Origin of the sequence: Aeromonas sp. S18(2024) (genome assembly GCF_041402525.1) — a bacterium.
Classification (GTDB): Bacteria; Pseudomonadota; Gammaproteobacteria; order Enterobacterales; family Aeromonadaceae; genus Aeromonas; species Aeromonas enteropelogenes.
The window spans coordinates 232,487-249,554 of sequence record NZ_JBGLQV010000006.1; the positions used below are offsets into that span (position 1 = coordinate 232,487).

At 54.8% G+C, this 17,068-nt stretch carries 15 protein-coding genes and 1 pseudogene; 9 read left to right on the forward strand and 7 right to left on the reverse strand.

The features are described 5' to 3' along the window. Positions 1–3: 3 nt before the first annotated feature. Positions 4–606: a histidine phosphatase family protein gene (locus tag ACB034_RS12500; RefSeq protein ID WP_216993598.1), complete on the reverse strand. Its 603-nt coding sequence runs from the start codon at positions 604–606 to the stop codon at positions 4–6. A gap of 203 nt (positions 607–809) precedes the next feature. On the opposite strand from ACB034_RS12500, the gene ybaK reads away from it, so the two are divergent. Then, the gene (gene ybaK / locus ACB034_RS12505) at positions 810–1,277 is read left to right on the forward strand and encodes a Cys-tRNA(Pro) deacylase (protein ID WP_026457579.1); all 468 of its coding nucleotides are present in this window, start codon (positions 810–812) and stop codon (positions 1,275–1,277) included. A gap of 147 nt (positions 1,278–1,424) precedes the next feature. Then, on the forward strand, positions 1,425–2,309 hold the full coding sequence (locus ACB034_RS12510) for a hypothetical protein (protein ID WP_371172967.1): 885 nt from the start codon (positions 1,425–1,427) through the stop codon (positions 2,307–2,309). On the opposite strand, the gene ACB034_RS12515 is transcribed toward ACB034_RS12510, so the two are convergent. Continuing rightward, entirely contained in the window at positions 2,303–3,187 is an 885-nt protein-coding gene (locus tag ACB034_RS12515; RefSeq protein ID WP_371172952.1) for a LysR substrate-binding domain-containing protein, read from the reverse strand. The two genes, ACB034_RS12510 and ACB034_RS12515, sit on opposite strands and share 7 nt — an antisense overlap. Before the next feature lie 139 nt (positions 3,188–3,326). On the opposite strand from ACB034_RS12515, the gene ACB034_RS12520 reads away from it, so the two are divergent. The 3 genes from ACB034_RS12520 (at position 3,327) to ACB034_RS12530 (ending at position 5,377) form a co-directional block, all read left to right on the forward strand. Further along, a complete protein-coding gene (locus ACB034_RS12520; protein WP_042070731.1) occupies positions 3,327–3,728 on the forward strand; it encodes a CidA/LrgA family protein in 402 nt (133 codons plus the stop codon). Next, the gene (locus tag ACB034_RS12525; RefSeq protein WP_042070729.1) at positions 3,721–4,410 is read left to right on the forward strand and encodes an LrgB family protein; all 690 of its coding nucleotides are present in this window, start codon (positions 3,721–3,723) and stop codon (positions 4,408–4,410) included. The genes ACB034_RS12520 and ACB034_RS12525 overlap by 8 nt, the downstream gene beginning before the upstream one ends. Before the next feature lie 67 nt (positions 4,411–4,477). Further along, positions 4,478–5,377, forward strand: a complete 900-nt coding sequence (locus tag ACB034_RS12530; protein ID WP_371172953.1) for a hypothetical protein — start codon at positions 4,478–4,480, stop codon at positions 5,375–5,377. Positions 5,378–5,443: 66 nt separating this feature from the next. On the opposite strand, the gene mutS is transcribed toward ACB034_RS12530, so the two are convergent. After that, positions 5,444–7,999: a DNA mismatch repair protein MutS gene (gene mutS / locus ACB034_RS12535; RefSeq protein ID WP_371172954.1), complete on the reverse strand. Its 2,556-nt coding sequence runs from the start codon at positions 7,997–7,999 to the stop codon at positions 5,444–5,446. Between the two features lie 202 nt (positions 8,000–8,201). Between mutS and ACB034_RS12540 the strand changes: the two genes are divergently transcribed. Beyond that, positions 8,202–9,485, forward strand: coding sequence for a site-specific integrase (locus tag ACB034_RS12540; protein WP_231720623.1), 1,284 nt, complete (start codon positions 8,202–8,204; stop codon positions 9,483–9,485). 93 nt (positions 9,486–9,578) lie between these two features. Here ACB034_RS12540 and ACB034_RS12545 read toward each other — a convergent pair whose 3' ends face one another. Then, positions 9,579–10,622 (reverse strand): hypothetical protein, encoded by a 1,044-nt coding sequence (locus ACB034_RS12545; RefSeq protein WP_231720622.1) that lies wholly within the window; start codon positions 10,620–10,622, stop codon positions 9,579–9,581. Between the two features lie 405 nt (positions 10,623–11,027). Here ACB034_RS12545 and ACB034_RS12550 point away from each other — a divergent pair, with 405 nt between their 5' ends. From ACB034_RS12550 to ACB034_RS12560, 3 genes and pseudogenes are all read left to right on the forward strand, one after another. Continuing rightward, a complete protein-coding gene (locus ACB034_RS12550; protein WP_162517042.1) occupies positions 11,028–11,210 on the forward strand; it encodes an AlpA family transcriptional regulator in 183 nt (60 codons plus the stop codon). A gap of 632 nt (positions 11,211–11,842) precedes the next feature. Further along, a complete protein-coding gene (locus ACB034_RS12555) occupies positions 11,843–12,526 on the forward strand; it encodes an inovirus Gp2 family protein (RefSeq protein ID WP_231720621.1) in 684 nt (227 codons plus the stop codon). A 693-nt stretch (positions 12,527–13,219) separates the two neighbouring features. Further along, positions 13,220–13,447 (forward strand): annotated as a pseudogene (locus ACB034_RS12560) (transposase); the annotation flags it as partial. A gap of 325 nt (positions 13,448–13,772) precedes the next feature. On the opposite strand, the gene galK reads toward ACB034_RS12560, so the two are convergent. From galK to galE, 3 genes are read right to left on the reverse strand one after another with little or no spacing between them, the layout of a single operon-like run. Next, positions 13,773–14,930, reverse strand: coding sequence for a galactokinase (galK, locus tag ACB034_RS12565; protein WP_231720620.1), 1,158 nt, complete (start codon positions 14,928–14,930; stop codon positions 13,773–13,775). 9 nt (positions 14,931–14,939) lie between these two features. Then, a complete protein-coding gene (galT, locus tag ACB034_RS12570; RefSeq protein ID WP_041213008.1) occupies positions 14,940–15,980 on the reverse strand; it encodes a galactose-1-phosphate uridylyltransferase in 1,041 nt (346 codons plus the stop codon). Between the two features lie 26 nt (positions 15,981–16,006). Then, positions 16,007–17,026: a UDP-glucose 4-epimerase GalE gene (galE, locus tag ACB034_RS12575; protein WP_041215920.1), complete on the reverse strand. Its 1,020-nt coding sequence runs from the start codon at positions 17,024–17,026 to the stop codon at positions 16,007–16,009. Between the last annotated feature and the right edge of the window lie 42 nt (positions 17,027–17,068).

Below are 17,068 nucleotides of genomic sequence, written 5' to 3' on the forward strand. Positions count from 1 at the left end.
CTGTTACGCAGGCTCAAGCACGGGCGTGCAGTCAACCCGGGTCATGCTTCCCGCTTCGATGATGAAGAAGGCATCCTGTGGCAGATCCTGCTGCCAGGTGGCCTCCTCATCGAGCCCGAGCAGCATGCCGCGCAGCACTACGCCGGTCAGGCCGTGGCTCACTACCACCACGTCCTCATCCTCTGGCAAGCCGGCCAGCCAGTCGGCCAGGCGGGCCCGCACTCCGTCACACGGCTCGCAGCCGGGGGCCTGCAAGTACCAGTCACGGCGCTCAAGCAGATCGGGCTGGGCGGCCAGCAAGTCAGGGATGGTGCGCTGCTCCCACTCCCCGAGAGAGAACTCCCGCACCCTGGGCTCAGGCACTATCTGGTCGGCCGGATAGTCCAGCTCGCCGCAGACGATGGCGGCGGTCTGCATGGCCCGCCCCAGATCGCTGGCATAGACCCGGTAGGGGCGGCCAGCCAGATGCTGTGCCAGGCGTTGTCCGACGCCTCTGGCCTGCGCTTCACCGCGCCCGGTCAATGCCGAGTTGCAATGCCCTTGCAGCTTCTGCTGTGCATTGAACAGGGTCTCGCCGTGTCTCAGCACCATGATTCTTCTCGCCATTCACTCCTCCGGCAGTTTTCTTGGGGAGGGAAAAACTACCCCAGGCGCGACGCGATGGCAAAAGCGGGATTTTGAGTCAAAACTGACCGCATTCGCCGGCCCGCACCCGGGGGACACAAATTGTGTGGCAGCCTGCCCCGGCTTGCATCCCCTGCCATGCAGGCGCAGACTCTCTGGTCTTGTTTTGACTCAAGGCATTTATCATGACTCCTGCCATCAACCTCTTGAAGAAGCTCAAGATCCCCCACAAGCTCTACCCTTACGAGTGCGAAGCCCACGACGATTTCGGCAAGCATGCCGCGACCCAGCTCGGCCTGCCGGAGGCCCAGGTGTTCAAGACCCTGATCGCCCACCACGACAAGCAGGCGGTGGTGGCCATCGTCCCCTCGTCCGGCATGTGCAGCCTGAAACAGCTGGCCAAGGCCACCGGCCTCAAGAAGGTGGAGATGATGAAGCCGGCGGAGGCGGAGAAGCTGACCGGCTACAAGGTGGGTGGCATCAGCCCGCTGGCCCAGAAGAAGCTGCTGCCTACCGTGCTCGACGAGTCGGCCATGCAGTTTGACGAGATTCTGGTGAGCGGCGGCAAGCGTGGCCTTTCGGTCGGCGTGGCACCCCAGGACATGCTGACCCTGATGAAGTGGATTGCCGCTCCCATCGGGGAAGAGCAGTAAGCGACGCTTCTCACCCGGACCGGGTGGCGGTCTGCCGTGTGCTCAGGCCAATAGAGGCCCGGGTTGCCATGGCGAGTAGGGCAGGGCGGCGATAGAGGGACACCAGTGGCTACACTTGTGGGTGTCTCTCTTGCCAAGGTCCAGTTTATGGTGTTGCCGCGTTTGATGTTTGCCTCCCTGCTCTGCTTGTTGCCGGTGATGGCACAGGCTGCCACCCTTTTCACCTATATAGGCCCGGAGAGCGAGCAGGACCCCCACACCACCTATGACAGGGAGCTGCTGCGCCTCGCCCTCGACAAGACTCGCGACACCTTCGGCGACTACGAACTGGTTCCTGCGCCCACCATGACCAAGGCGCGAGCACGTCTGAGCATGGATCTCAATCTGCTGCCCAACCTGATGGTGATGGATAGCTACAGCAGCGCTCGCGAGGGAGAGGGATTGGCCTATGTCCGTTTCCCCATTCACCTCGGCATCGTCAGCTACCGGATCTGCTTCGTCAGCCCGCAGCAACAGGCGGCCGTCACCCGGGTGACCAGCCTCAAGGCGCTGCAGCCATTTACTTTCGGTCAGGGCAAGGGGTGGCTGGATATCGAGATCCTGCGCCGCTCGGGCCTGCAGGTGCTGGAGGTGGATGGTTACGAGAAGCTGTTCAAGATGGTGTCCCGCGGTCGTTTCGATCTGTTTTGCCGCGGGGTGAGCGAGCTTCGCAACGAGTTGCTGACCCATCAGGGGGTGACCGATCTCACCGTCGATGACAGCCTGTTGCTTTACTACCCACTGCCACGGGTCTTTTATACCAACGGGAAAAACGGTGAGGCCATCAAGCGGGTCGAGCTGGGGCTGCAACTGGCCTGGCAGGATGGTTCGCTGCAGGCGCTGTGGCGCGGCAGCTTCGGCCCGGCCATCGACTTTGCCAAGCTGCCGCAGCGCCACCTGATCCGGCTGGATAATCCCTTCCTCAAGGGGATCGGCTTCGATTACCGCCCCTACTTCTACAACCCGATGACGGATCGTTTCGGCGATCAGTGAGGCTGATGGCGCTCACGGCAGAGCGCCAGCCAGGCCTCTGCAGTGCGGGAGAGGTAACGCTCCTTCGGCCAGATCACCCCGAGCCGCCAGCTCAGCTCTGGCGCCAGCGGGCGCAGCACCAGCCCGTCCGGGGTCAGCCTGCGGCAGACTGGCTCGGGCAGGAAGGCCACCCCCATGCCGCTGCGCACCATGGCGATGAGAAAGTCCCACTGGCTGCTGCGGGCCGCTACCTGGGGCTCGAAGCCGGCCAGCTGGCAGGCCTGCTCCAGCCGCTCGCTCAGGGTGAAGGCCCGGGTGTAGAGCAGAAAGGGCTCATCTTGCAGGGCATCGAGTCGAAGCGGAGCGTCGCCGTGCCAGCGGGGCAGATTCGGCAACACCACCCGGATCGGGTAGCAGTCCAGATCCAGGGTACTGAGGGCAGCTTCCTCCCTGGTCGGCAGCATGGTGATGGCCAGATCCAGCTCTCCCTCCAGCACCGCCTGTTCGATGCGGCGTCCACCATACTCCACCAGGCTCAGCTCCACGCCGGGATAACGGGTCCGATAGGCGCGGATCAGATCCGCATAGACATGGCCCACCATGGGGGGAATGCCAAGGGTGAGGCGGCCGTACTTCAGGCTCTGCAGGTCGGCCAGCTCGTCTTCCAGCTGCTGCATCTCGGCGAGTATGGTCTGGGCGCGGTTGAACAGCACCCGGCCGCTGTCGGTCAGGGTGAAGCGGCGCCCCTCCCGGTTGAGCAGGGGCTGGCCCAGCTCCTCCTCCATGTTGCGGATCATCTTGCTGATGGTGGGCTGGGTGACGAACAGCTTTTCCGAGGCGCGGGTGAAACTCTGCTCCCGCACCAGTTCGACGAAGTAGCGCAGGGCCCGGATATCCATGGATTTCCCTCTGGTTGGCGTGTGTCTGACCGGGTTATCCTAACATGCCAATTTGGCATGATTTTGATAATTTAAATTCATTTTTTGCAGGTTTACCGTCTCTTTATACTGTGACCCAGTTCACAGAAAGACGACGATAATGAAAGCCCTCTGCATTCGCTGGTTCCAGACTCCCTTCCAAATCGCCCTGCTGGCCCTTGTCTGGCTGCTGGCCGATACTGCCGTGCGCACCCTGCACATTCCGCTCCCCGCCAACCTTACCGGTATGCTGTTGCTGCTGGCCTGCATCCTGCTCGGGGTGGTCAAGGCACAGTGGTTTGAGGCCGGTGCCCGCTGGCTGTTGGCGGAGATGCTGCTGTTCTTCGTGCCCGCCGTGGTGGCGGTGGTCAACTATCAGGAGCTGTTGCTGCAGGAGGGGTGGCGCATCATGGTGGTGCTGCTGGTCAGCACCACGCTGGTGCTTGGCACCACGGCCCTGGTGGTGGACCGGGTCTATCGCCTCGAGCTGAAACTGGCCCGCCGGAGTCGTCGCCATGTCTGATACCCTGCTCGGCTTCGTCTGTTTCGCCCTGACCCTGATCTTCTACTACGCCAGCAAGTGGCTCTATGGCAAAAAGCGCATCCTGCCCCTGATGCCCCTGCTGCTGGCGCCCACCCTGCTGGTGGCGGTGGTCTTGCTGTTCCACATTCCCTACCGGGACTACATGGCCGAATCCCACTGGCTGCTCTGGTTGCTGGGGCCGGCGACCGTGGCCTTTGCGGTGCCCGTCTACGAGAATCGCCGGCTCATTCGTCGGCACTGGCTCTCTCTTTCGGTGGGGGTGGTGGCCTCCGTCATCATGGCGGTGGGCAGCACCGTCTTGCTGGCCCGCTGGCTGGATCTCTCTGACATGTTGCAGCGCAGCTTGGCGATGCGCTCCATCACCACTCCGTTTGCGGTGGAGGCGACCCGCGCCATCGGTGGCGAGAGCGATCTCACCGCCCTGTTCGTGGTGCTGACCGGGGTGATCGGCATGGCGGTCGGCGAGAGCGTGCTCACCGTGCTGGCCATTCGCAGCCGGCTCGGCAAGGGGGCCGGGTTTGGTGCCTCGGCCCATGGTGCCGGCACCGCCAGGGCTTACCAGATGGGCAATGAGGAAGGGGTGGTCTCCAGCATGGTGATGATGATCGCTGGCATGGTCACCGTGCTGCTGGCGCCCCTGCTGGGCAAGATCTTCTGGTAAGGAGAGGCGTGCCTCCTCGGGCAGTACTCGGCGCTACACTCAAAGCAGTGCGCCCGGGACGAGCCATATGACCAACCATCGCCTTGCTCTCTGTTGTCTGCTCTTCTGCAGCCTGTTTTTCGCCAGCCCAACCCGGGCTGGCGATGTCTTTACCCATATCAGCCCGGAGAGTGAACGGGATATGCGGGCTCTCTATACTCACGACCTGCTGCAACTGGCGCTGGAGAAGACCCGCGATAGCCACGGTGATTACGAGCTGCGGCTGGCACCACCGATGAACCGGGTGCGGATGCGCCAAGCTATGAAAGCCAACCTCTATCCCAACCTGTTCGCCTCCGATACCCCGCAACCGGCGGCGATCAGTGACTCCCTCGATTATGTGCGATTCCCGGTGGAGCTGGGTCTGCTCGGTTACCGCATCTGTTTTGTCAGCCCGCAGCAGGCACAGGCGGTGGCGAACGTGAGTACCCTGGCCCAGTTGCGGCAGTTTGTGCACGGCCAGGGGCGTGGTTGGCAGGATGTGGCCATTCTGCGCAATGCCGGCTTGCGGGTGCAGGAGGTCGACAGCTATGAGCGGCTGTTCCGGCTGGTCGCCCGCGGTCGGGTCGATCTGTTTTGCCGCGGGGTGAATGAGGTGTTCATCGAACAGACACAACACAGGGATCTGCCGGGGCTCACCGTAGATCGACGCCTGGTGCTGCACTATCCCTTTCTCCATCTCTTTTACACCAACAAGGCCAATCAGGCGGCGATCCAGCGCATCTCGGAGGGGATCCGGCTGGCCTGGCAGGATGGCTCGTTGCAGCGGCTCTGGCTGCATCACTTCAAACCTTCCCTCGACCAGGCGAAGCTGGATGGAAGGCTGCACCTCGAACTGTCCAATACCTTGCTCAAGGAGATGGATTTCGACTATCGCGCCTACTACTACGATCCGTTCAAAGGGCAGTTCGGTCCCGGCTTGCCCTGACAGGGGTTGGCCGCCAGCCATGAAAAAGGGGAACCTCGCGGTTCCCCTGTTTGCATTCGTTGTCGGTTACAGCATCTGCTTGAGGCGATAGAGCAGATCCAGCGCCTGGCGCGGGGTGAGCTCGTCCGGGCGCACCGCTTCCAGCTCCTCCACCACCGGATGGCTCTGGGGCGGCAGGGCGACCGGGGCCAGGCGCACTTCGCCGGCGGCCACCGGGGTGGCGCTCTCCAGCTCGTGCAGCTTGTGACGGGCCTGCTGGATCACCGATTTGGGCACTCCCGCCAATGCCGCCACTTGCAGGCCGTAGGAGCGACTGGCCGCCCCCTCCTGCACCGCGTGCATAAAGGCGATGGTGTCGCCGTGCTCCACCGCATCGAGATGAACGTTGGCAAGCCCTTCCATCAGCTCCGGCAAACGGGTCAGCTCGAAGTAGTGGGTGGCGAACAGGGTGTAGGCGCCGATCTTGCTTGCCAACTGCTCGGCACAGGCCCACGCCAGCGACAGGCCGTCATAGGTGCTGGTGCCGCGGCCGATCTCGTCCATCAACACCAGGCTGCGGGCAGTGGCGTTGTTGAGGATGTTGGCGGTCTCGGTCATCTCCACCATAAAGGTGGATCGGCCCGATGCCAGGTCATCGGATGCCCCGATGCGGGTGAAGATACGGTCGATGGGGCCGATGCGGGCGCTGTCGGCAGGCACGAAGGCGCCGATATGGGCCAGCAGCACGATCAGCGCGGTCTGGCGCATATAGGTGGACTTACCCCCCATGTTGGGGCCTGTGATGATCAGCATCCGCCGTTCCCGCTCGAGCCGGATCGGGTTGGCGATAAAGGGGTCTGTCATCACCTGCTCCACCACGGGGTGGCGGCCCGCCTCGATCAGGATCTGATCCTCGTCGATGAGGGTCGGGCAACGGTAGTCGAGGGTCTCGGCCCGCTCCGCCAGGTTGGCCAGCACGTCCAGCTCAGCCAGGGCGGCGGCCGATTCCTGCAGCTCGCCCAGGTGCGGCAGCAGATCATCGAGCAGCTCCTCGTAGAGGCGTTTTTCCAGCGCCAGCGCCTGGGCCTGGGCGGTGAGCACCTTGTCCTCGTACTTCTTCAGCTCGTCGATGATGTAGCGTTCGTTGTTTTTCAGCGTCTGGCGGCGGATGTAGTGAGCCGGCACCAGGTGGCTGTTGGCACGGCTCACCTCGATATAGAAGCCGTGCACCTTGTTGTAACCCACCTTTAGGGTGTTGATGCCGGTCAGCAGCCGTTCGCGCTCCTCGATGCGGGCCAGGCTGGCGGTAGCGCCGTTGGCGAGATCCCGCAGCTCGTCCAGCTCGGTGTTGAACCCTTCGCGGATGACGCCGCCATCGCGAATGAGTACGGGTGGCACCTCCATCACGGCGCGTTCCAGCAGGTCGAACAGCTCGGGGAAGGTGCTGGCCCGCTCGCGCAGCTGCTGCACCGCCTCGTGCTCGCTGCCCGCAAGCAAGCGCTGCAGTTCCGGCAGCTGGGCGAAGGCCTGGCGCAAACGGGTGAGGTCGCGCGGGCGGGCAGAGCGCAGGGCCAGGCGCGCCAGCACCCGTTCCACGTCGCCGACCTGGCGCAGCAAACCGCCCAGCTCGTCATAAAGGTTCTGCTCGATAAGCTCCTTGATGGTGCTCTGGCGACCTTTCAGGATCACCCGGTCGCGGATCGGCTGGTGGATCCAGCGTTTGAGCAGCCGGCTGCCCATGGGGGTAGCGGTGCAGTCCAGCACGGCGGAGAGGGTGTTGTCGTGGCCGCCGGCCAGATTCTGGGTCAGCTCCAGATTGCGGCGGGTGGCGGCATCCATGATGACGGCGTGATCGGGCTGCTCGAGGCGCACGTTGCGGATATGGGGCAGGGCAGTGCGCTGGGTGTCTTTCACGTACTGCATCAGGCAGCCGGCGGCGCACAGGGCGGTCTCGCTCTGCTCGACCCCAAAGCCTACCAGATCCTGGGTACCGAACTGCTGGCACAACAGCTTGCGGGCGGTGCCGAGCTCGAATTCCCACTCCGGGCGGCGGCGCAGGCCACGGCGACCCTCGACGTGGTGCAGGAATTCGAACGATTCGGGGTAGAGCAGCTCGGCCGGATTGGTGCGCTGCAGCTCGGCCAGCAGGGTCTCTTCCTTCTCGAACTGGTTGATGAAGAAACGGCCCGAGCCTATGTCCATGGTGCCATAGCCGAAGCGGCGACCATCGTGATAGACGGCGGCGATCAGGTTGTCCTGCCGCTCGCTGAGCAGCGCCTCGTCGGAGACGGTGCCCGGGGTGATGATGCGAATGACCTTGCGCTCCACCGGCCCCTTGCTGGTGGCGGGATCCCCCACCTGCTCGCAGATGGCAGCGGATTCGCCGAGCTGCACCAGCTTGGCCAGATACCCCTCGATGGCGTGATAAGGCACGCCCGCCATGGGGATGGGACTGCCCGCCGACTGACCACGCTTGGTCAGGGAGATGTCGAGCAGTTGGGAGGCCTTGCGGGCATCGTCGTAGAACAGTTCGTAGAAGTCGCCCATCCGGTAGAACAGCAGGATCTCCGGGTTCTCGGCCTTAAGGGTCAGATACTGCTGCATCATAGGTGTGTGTTGCTGTAGATTTTCTATTGTTATCAATGTCTGCTCGTCGTTAAGTTACTGTTCTTAAACTGTCTTTATTCTTTGTTAAAGCTCAGCATGGTTCAGTTTGTCTCACCTAAGCTCACTGAATCTTGCTTCAAAGCGTAGGCTAAAGCGTAGGTTTGTGTGATGATGAACGTGATTAGAATGAAAACCTACGCTTTTCTCTCATAAAAAACGATATGAAAGGATGTAAGTGATGGCTGCGCCCCAGAATAGCAAACCGCTTTCTTACAAGGCAATTGAGTCGATGAAGCCAGGAGACAAAGATAAAGTCGACATCGGTGATTACCGAGGATTGCGAGTAGCGTGCGGGAAAACGGGAAAGAAAAGCTTTTACTACCGCTACAATGACCCTTTGAATCCGCGTAAACAAAAGCAAGTCACCTTAGGTGTCTTTCCTGCCATGTCATTGGAGGAGGCAAGGACCAAGTTCAAGGAATTGAAGCTCATGAGGCATCAAGGTGTCTGTCCGGCTACAGAGCTGAGCGCAGTTAAAGTCAAGCTCGAGCAGGAACCTGAAGTCGTTGCACCGTTTACCATCACTGACATGATCGAGCTTTACCTTACTGAGCACATCGAAGATCGGCACGCCAAGGAAGGAGGAATTTTACCTGGAGCCCGTAAACCCAAAGGGCAAGCAGAAACACGAAGGACTCTCTATAACGATCCTGTGCGTGTATTCGGAGAGAGTTTAGCCACGGAGGTGCTAGCTAACGATATCGTGGCTTTGATCATGGAGATTGTTGCGCGGGGAGCGAATGTTCAAGCTGGTAGTGTTCTGCGTGAGCTATCAGCTGCTTTCGATTATGCAATTGGAACGGGTAAACTGGATGAGCACTTTGTAAACCCAGTTACAAACGCAAAGAAAAGATTAAAATTAGCGAAAGTGCGTTTAACATGTCAAAAAGGAACTCGAATTCTTAGTGATGAAGAGCTAAAAAAATTTCTTCTCTGGTTACCAAGTTCTGGTTTTACTATTCCACAGAAAAACGTGCTCAGAATGACGCTATGGACAGGATGCCGTACCGGAGAAATATGTGGTGCTTATTGGCGAGATATTGATCTAAGTAATGGTACATTCCATTTAAAAGAAACAAAAACTGATACCGAGCGATATGTTCAGTTGCCAAGACAAGCTATCGAATTTCTTCATTCACTGAAATTAATCACAGGTGATTGTTTATTCCCATCTATTTTGACTAAAAAACCGATACCTCAAAAATTGTTAACTGAAACAGCATGGCGACTGCGCAAAGACAATGTAATGATTGATATACCTTCTTGGACACCACATGACCTTAGGCGTACCGTTAGAACGGGGCTTGCAAAGCTGAAATGCCCCAGTGATATTGCAGAGGCAATACTAGGTCATGCCCCGAAAGGCATAGAAGGAACATACAACCTACACAGATACAATGATGAGTGCAAAGAGTGGTTGCAAAAGTGGGCGGATCATTTAGAAAGGTTAATTGCGATATAGAAAATTCTCATCGGTCAAATATATTTATTTGTGGGGGCGTAAGTGCCCCCATGTAACATGTGATTTTTATAGCTAGCTTAAATATTGATGAAACTACCCATCAGGATTGATGTTGCAGTACGCATCGTTGATTAGTTTTTCTATGACTTCATTTCTTTTTAGTCCCTTCGACTTTGTAATTTCTTTTAATTTACCTTCAATGTCTACACTCATGATGAAATTATATTGCTTGCTGTCTGGGTTGCTTTTTCTGTAATTTTTTTGGGTTAGGGATTTTTTGATTCTATCAACTTTGACTATGCAGTCACTTTCTTTAAATACGAATAGTAAGTCAAAGTAGGTTTTAATGGTCTCGAAAACATCTTTGTTACTATTACCGTCAATTATTTTTAAAAAAAGCTCATCTTGATCTATCTGGTTTTTTATCCATAACAAATCTTCATTTTTTAATTTTTCAAAGTTTGACCAGCTTTTAGGTTTTTGGCTTTTAACTATTTTATTCCAAAACAATTCAATAAGCTGAAGGTGCTTGGCCTTTATAGCTATTTCATCATCTAAGTGATCAAAATACTCTATTATCCTTTCTTTTTTTTGACGAGGAGTTTTGGCTCTGGGGGGCGTATTGGTAAAACGCATGTGGCTGAATGATATTGCGTCTTCAAATGAATTGTTTCTAAAATAATTTGGCCCTGGCTGACTAAAGTTTTGGATAGGCTTCTTGTAAAGGTCACTATCTTTGTCAAAAAAATAACCCCAATTATTAGTTATGGCAAATGCAAAATTACACACTCTTTGGTTCGCTTCCTGTATCCAGCAAAAGTGTTCTATTTCTAGACAGTTTCTACTAAACTGTTTGAATAGAAATTCTGCGATGGTATCGATATTCTCTAGCTGTATGGAGTTATCTATTTTTCGAATATAGTTTGCGACAACATAATCGGGATTGGTTTTTAAATAGTCATTAAAAGTTAATAAAATTGAGTCGGAATCAATATTGATGGTATCAACTTGTAGTTGATGCAGAATATATCCTGCAAATCTTATCATTTCCTCTGTAGCTTTAAGTCTATTGAATTTATCCTTCCACGGGTATTTTGAATCACTTGTTTTTGGTAATTCATAATTGGCTGGCGTCATATGAACTAATTCCATTTAAAAGTTATTTAAGTTTTATACTAGGGTTTTCCTAGTGTCGGTCAAGTGTTTTTTTAGGGTTTTTATTGAATTTTTGTAGTCTGTTTATAGTGTTTTTATGTGAGCTAAAAACCCTGGAATCCATGGCTTTTCATTGATTTTTATTAGCTTTTATGGGCGATTGCGTTGTGTCTCGTGGTTGGTGTGAGGTTTCTCATCACTGGTTTTACAGAGAGCTGGTATGTGAATACCTATAGTAGCATCGGTGAGTTGTTGATGATTTGGTATTGGCTGTGGATCAGTGAGTATAAATAGTGGGGTAATAGATCCGAGTGTGATGATGGCGTCTGGGCTATGTAAAAATGAACGCAACGAACCTTAGGTATGAAAAAATCTAAGGAGTGTAAGATGGGTCTCATTAAAATAAATGAATTAATAGCAATGACTAAGCTGTCTCGCCCTACAATCTACCGGCTAATCAAGGCTGGAAAGTTCCCTTCACAACTCAAAACATCGCCCAAGACGGTGGCATGGGAAAAATCAGAAATAGAGGACTGGATTCGCAAATTGATAATGGAGCGAGAAGGCTAACAACTAACAATTTACTTGGCTCCCCTTTGGGGAGCCTTTTTAGCTTGGTGGTTTCATTTTATCTGTTTAGGGGCGGTAACTGTTGGTCGACAACTTTTTGCTGGTTAATTTCATGGCATGGAATAGTTGCTTGTACGTTGAATCTAACTTCAGAGTAACTTTCTTGCCTTAACAACCAGTATTAGTGGAGGTTTATTTAAAATAATCACGTGTACCCCGGTGATTTAGGAGGTCGCTAAGTTCGGTAATAGTAATATATACACCAAGGTGTATACCAAGGTAGAGGGTGTAGGAGATATATCGAAGATGAGAGTGATACACCACCAAAGTGTATCACAGGGTATACCAACGAGCATATGTGATATACACACGAAGTGTATACCAATCAGATACACATCGGGCTTGTACGTCAGATACAAGCCATTAGCCGTATACATCGGCATAGCGCAGCATATGCAAAGCACAGAGTGCTAAACGCAGGTTGGTATATCAACCTACTGGTTTGATAAGAGAGCAGGGTATCAGTTGACCGTAAAGTTTTACGCAGCGGCCCTCATTAATGACGATGAGTGCTGTTACCTGAGCATCTAACCAACTGGCATGGGTATTCCATGTAAATCATAGGGCCGTATATGAAATCAAATGGCGGGTATTGTTTAATAGGCAACGAGCTAGACAATTTGCGAGTTGTGGCTGAGGCCAAGTATGGTGAAATATCCTTTGAGCAGTTAAAAACATCCGTGGAGGTGATCGCCAGCTTTTTGAATAAACATCCGAGAGTGTTTGCTGTACGCGTTGATATGCGTTTCCCTCATATACCAGTTATGGATGATCCGGACATGCCGACAAGCTTTCCACCGGAGGTAGAAGAGGAAAAGGTTATTACGCGATTTATTGCTTCACTAAAAAGCCAGATACATGCGTTACGTCACCGTAAGGGTAAGACTGGTAAACGATTCTTCTTGGGTTATATCTGGGTAAAGGAGCAAGTAACAAGCCAGTACCCTCATTATCACGTGGTGCTACTATTTAACCGAGATGATTACGGTTATCTTGGTGGCTACGCTAATTTTGATGCGGATAACATGGCTACGCGTATTCGTAAAGCTTGGTGCAGAGCATTGAGGCTTGCATACCCTGATTATGCGTCTTTGGTGCATTTCCCTCCTGACGCAGAGTATCGATTTGATCGCAGAGATGCAGATCTGCAGAATGAGAATTTTTATAACTTCTTGGTGAGGATCGGGTATTTATTTAAATTGCGTTCGAAAGTACGAGGTGAGCGTAATTTCGGGCATAGTGAACGGATAAGGTAATGTTCACTCTTAATTCACTGGCCCTAGTGGGGATGCTTGGACATTCAAATTCAATTCGGGAGTTTCTACTCTCGGATCTGTTAAGCTAATCCCTCATTTGTTATCGCATCAGTTGGAGTAACCCATGGCAGCCTATTCCCCTTCCTTCACCCATGACCCATGCCATGTTGAGTCGAGTGGCGGATATCGCTGAGTTGCTGCGGCTGTAGCGGTTTGCTCAGAGCTCTCAGGTTCTTATGTTGCGTCGAGAGAACCGGATCCGCACCATCCAAGCTTCGCTAGCTACTGAGCACAATACTCTGAGTGTTGAGCAGGTGACGGCAGTGACTGAGGGGAAGACGGTACTTGGGCTTCCACGGGAAATCCAAGAGGTCCGTAATGCGTTTGCGGCCTATGAGGCAATGCCTAATAGGGATCCAGCTTCAGCGGAAGATTTACTTGGTGCTCACGGACTACTGATGCGTGGACTCTGTGATGATGCGGGTCACTGGCGTAGGTATTTATCGAGGCGAGCAGTTAGTGCATATGGCTCCCCCTGCGAACCAGGTCCCTCGTCTGATGGGACAGCTATTGACTTGGCTGGCTGAGAACGAGGCTCATCCGCTGCCATATAAAGGGGTTTGGTCGGTGTGAATTGCCCCTAGTTCCCTAGAGACCTAACTGCCTTAAAATGAGGCCAGCATTGGAGGTGCCATGGTCCGTCAGCGTTATCCAGAAACTTTCAAAATCGAAGCTGTTAAACAAGTTACTGAGCGTGAGATGCCTGTGGCTGACGTTGCACGAGCCCTTGGGGTATCCAGCCACATTCTGTATGCCTAGCTCAAGCCGTACGGCAAGCCTGCAGAGCAGCAACACGAAGAGTCTGCCTTGCAAGCCGAGATACACTGCTTGAAAACCGATCTGCGTCAATTAACCGAGGAGAGCGCAACATCTCAAAGGAGGGTGGGATTCAATCGGGTGTGTCACGACCATGTGAAAACATGCAGTTGCGGAGGATTGTTGAATGCAACGAACATTTACAGCAAAGGAAAAGGGGACTGCCGAAGCAGTCCCTGAGTTAGGCTCATTGCGATAACACATGTCTGAAGTTTGGTTCAATTGTATTATCTACATGTTAACCACAGCTGCTCACAGAGAGCGTTGTTTAACTCAACTAAGTCGAGCGTTCACCGTCTAGCAGGGCGGCTATACCATGACCAGTCTGGAAATACGTGACCACTACAATATTGAGGTGTCAGCGAACATATCAGAGTGGGCCGGCTCCGGCGGAGGGCTTACAGATATAGATGCTCGGGGCCAGACCGCTCACTTGGGGATAACGAATATTAACCTGTTCGCACACTGCTGCTGTCAGTGACTGTGGAACCAATGCAACCACACAGCCACCAAACCCGCCACCAGTCATCCTCACACCACCACGACTGCCGATGATCTCTTTGATCATGTCGACCAAGGCGTCGATAGCAGGCACTGTGATGGCAAAATCATCACGCATCGAGGCATGGGACCGCGCCATTAATTCGGCCATCATGACCATGTCTTCATTCGCAAGCGCATCGGCTGCTGCCAGCGTTCGTTCATTCTCGGAGATGACGTGGCGTGCACGGCTCGCGACGACAGGATCCAGTTCGTTGGCTCGCTCGGTGAACTGGGTCATCGTCAGATCGCGCAGTGCCTTGACCCCAAAATGCCGTGCGGCCTCTTCACACTGTGCCCTGCGGGTATTGTATTCGCTATCCACCAGGCCCCGACGTACGTTCGAGTTGATAATGACCACATCAATGTCGGCTGGCATGCTCACAGGACAGGTATCCAGACTGCGGCAATCGATCAGCAGAGCATGATCTTGCTGACCCAGAGCCGAGATGAACTGATCCATGATGCCGCAGTTGCAACCGACGAACCTGTTTTCCGCCAGTTGTCCATTCAGGGCGATATCTGCTTGGCTGATGTCGAGGTGATTCATCTCTTTGAAGATCTGTCCTACTGCCACTTCCAGAGAGGCGGAAGAGCTCAGGCCTGCTCCCTGAGGTACATTGCCACTGATTACCAGGTCTGCCCCTGTCAGTTGACAGCCTCGCAATAGCAAATATTTGACGACGCCTCGCACATAGTTGGCCCACAGGTATTCCGGGCGCGCCTCTATGGGGTGGCGTAAGTCAAATTCATCCAGTTGGTTGTGATAGTCGGCAGCGATAACCCTGATCAGACTATCTTGGCGGGGGGCAGCACTGATCACGGTCTGATAATCGATGGCGCAGGGTAGCACGAAGCCATCGTTATAGTCCGTGTGTTCCCCAATGAGGTTAACACGCCCAGGTGCCTGAATGGCGAGGGTCGGGCGATAACCATACTGAGTGTAAAAGGTATGTTCAGTCACGCTGTGTGGCGATTCAATACTCATATCTCAACCTCAAACCTGTTCACGAAAATGGATATCGCTGACGGAACGCAGGCGTTCGGCCGCCTGTTCTGCCGTCAGGTCACGTTGTGTTTCTGCCAGCATTTCATAGCCCACCATAAACTTGCGTACGCTCGCAGAGCGCAGCAGGGGCGGGTAGAAGTGGGCATGCAACTGCCAGTGATCATTCTCTTCGCCATTGAATGGCGCACCATGCCATCCCATCGAATAGGGGAAGGAGCACTGAAACAGGTTGTCATAGCGGCTGGTTAGTTTTTTGAGCGCCAGTGCGAGGTCTGCACGCTGTTGCGGTGTCAGTGTCGGTAGACGTGTTACCGCAAACTTGGGAAGCAACAGGGTTTCGAAGGGCCAGGCAGCCCAATAAGGCACTACTGCCAGCCAGTGTTCCGTTTCCACTACGGTGCGGCTGCCGTCAGCCTGCTCGCGTTCCGCATAATCGAGCAACATGGCTCGACCATGTTTGGCAAAATACTCCCGTTGGGCGACATCTTCCCGCGCGGCTTCGTTGGGCAAGAAGTCGTTGGCCCATATCTGCCCATGGGGATGGGGATTGGAGCACCCCATCATGGTGCCCTTGTTTTCGAATACTTGGATCCAGCGGTATTCGCGCCCCAGCTCTGCAGTTTGTTCACACCAGGTGTTGACCACGGCAGTGAGGGAGGGGATAGACAACTCGGGCAAGGTCTTGCTGTGATCCGGTGAGAAGCAGATTACCCTGCTGGTGCCGCGTGCACTCTCTAGCTGGAAGAGGGGGTCCTCGCTGGTTGGGGCCATAGGTGTATCAACCATCAGTGCCGCAAAGTCGTTGGTAAAAACGAAGGTCGACGGATAATCCGGATTTTTGTCACCAGTGACGCGAGTATTGCCGGCGCAGAGGAAACAATCCGGATCGTGAGGGGAGCGCTGGGTACGATCGGGTTCATCCTGCTGGCCCTGCCAAGGGCGTTTCGCCCTGTGGGGAGAAACGAGAACCCACTGTTGGATCAATGGGTTGTAACGACGGTGAGGGTGGTCGGTCGGTTCGAATTGCATAGTAAGGTCTGTCTCGTTCTGTATATTCATGGAAGGGGGTAACCGTTTGGATTTTGGGATTGCCAGCGCCAGGTATCAGCCGTCATCTCATCAAGCGTGCGATAAGCCTTCCACCCCAGCTCGTTATAGGCTCGTGTTGGATCTGCCCAACACTGTGCTATGTCCCCAGCGCGGCGCGGCACGATCTCATAAGGCAGTTCGCGGCCACAGGCCTTGGAGAAGGCGGCATGAATGTCCAGGACACTGTAGCCATGCCCAGTGCCCAGGTTGTACACATGGACGCCAGCTTGCCCAAGCGCATGTTTCAAGGCTGCGACGTGGCCATCGGCTAGATCCATGACATGAATGTAATCCCGCACACCGGTACCATCTGGTGTCGGGTAGTCATCACCAAAGATGGCGAGTTTGGCACGGCGGCCCACTGCCACCTGGGCAATATAGGGCATCAGGTTATTGGGAATGCCCTGGGGATCCTCGCCCATCAGGCCGCTGGGATGGGCGCCCACCGGATTGAAATAGCGCAACAGGGTCAATGACCAGTCGGGGGCTGAGTGTGCAAAGTCCTTGATGAGGCGCTCCACCATCAGCTTGCTTTGACCATAAGGGTTGGTGGCGTGAAAGGTGGGCGACTCCTCGGTGATGGGCATGATCTCCGGCTCGCCATAGACGGTGGCAGATGAGCTGAACAGCAGGGTCTTGACCCCGGCGCGTCGCATTGCCTGCAGCAACACCAGGGTGCCGCTGACATTGTTGTCATAGTACTCGAGAGGCTTTTGTACCGATTCCCCTACGGCCTTGAGGCCTGCGAAATGGATCACGGCATCTATCTGCTGGTCTGCAAACACACGATCCAGCAGGTCGGCATCCCGCACATCACCGTGATAGTGCTGGGGGCGCAGTCCGCTGAGGCTGTGGATACGTTCGAGGACGCTCTCTTTGCTGTTAACCAGATTGTCCAACAAGATGGGGGTCATCCCGGCAGCGATAAGCTGCAAGCAGGTATGACTACCTATGTAACCAGTTCCACCTGTCACGAGTATCTTCAACATGAATCGCTCCTTGGCGCTCGTTCTCATTGGGTTTTATTT

Excerpts from the sequence above, each read along its gene's own strand:
- ACB034_RS12500 (WP_216993598.1), bottom strand. The coding sequence starts at position 606 with ATGGCGAGAAGAATCATGGTGCTGAGACACGGCGAGACCCTGTTCAAT.
- ybaK (WP_026457579.1), top strand. The coding sequence starts at position 810 with ATGACTCCTGCCATCAACCTCTTGAAGAAGCTCAAGATCCCCCACAAG.
- ACB034_RS12510 (WP_371172967.1), top strand. The coding sequence starts at position 1,425 with ATGGTGTTGCCGCGTTTGATGTTTGCCTCCCTGCTCTGCTTGTTGCCG.
- ACB034_RS12515 (WP_371172952.1), bottom strand. The coding sequence starts at position 3,187 with ATGGATATCCGGGCCCTGCGCTACTTCGTCGAACTGGTGCGGGAGCAG.
- ACB034_RS12520 (WP_042070731.1), top strand. The coding sequence starts at position 3,327 with ATGAAAGCCCTCTGCATTCGCTGGTTCCAGACTCCCTTCCAAATCGCC.
- ACB034_RS12525 (WP_042070729.1), top strand. The coding sequence starts at position 3,721 with ATGTCTGATACCCTGCTCGGCTTCGTCTGTTTCGCCCTGACCCTGATC.
- ACB034_RS12530 (WP_371172953.1), top strand. The coding sequence starts at position 4,478 with ATGACCAACCATCGCCTTGCTCTCTGTTGTCTGCTCTTCTGCAGCCTG.
- ACB034_RS12540 (WP_231720623.1), top strand. The coding sequence starts at position 8,202 with ATGGCTGCGCCCCAGAATAGCAAACCGCTTTCTTACAAGGCAATTGAG.
- ACB034_RS12545 (WP_231720622.1), bottom strand. The coding sequence starts at position 10,622 with ATGACGCCAGCCAATTATGAATTACCAAAAACAAGTGATTCAAAATAC.
- ACB034_RS12550 (WP_162517042.1), top strand. The coding sequence starts at position 11,028 with ATGGGTCTCATTAAAATAAATGAATTAATAGCAATGACTAAGCTGTCT.
- ACB034_RS12555 (WP_231720621.1), top strand. The coding sequence starts at position 11,843 with ATGAAATCAAATGGCGGGTATTGTTTAATAGGCAACGAGCTAGACAAT.
- galK (WP_231720620.1), bottom strand. The coding sequence starts at position 14,930 with ATGAGTATTGAATCGCCACACAGCGTGACTGAACATACCTTTTACACT.
- galT (WP_041213008.1), bottom strand. The coding sequence starts at position 15,980 with ATGCAATTCGAACCGACCGACCACCCTCACCGTCGTTACAACCCATTG.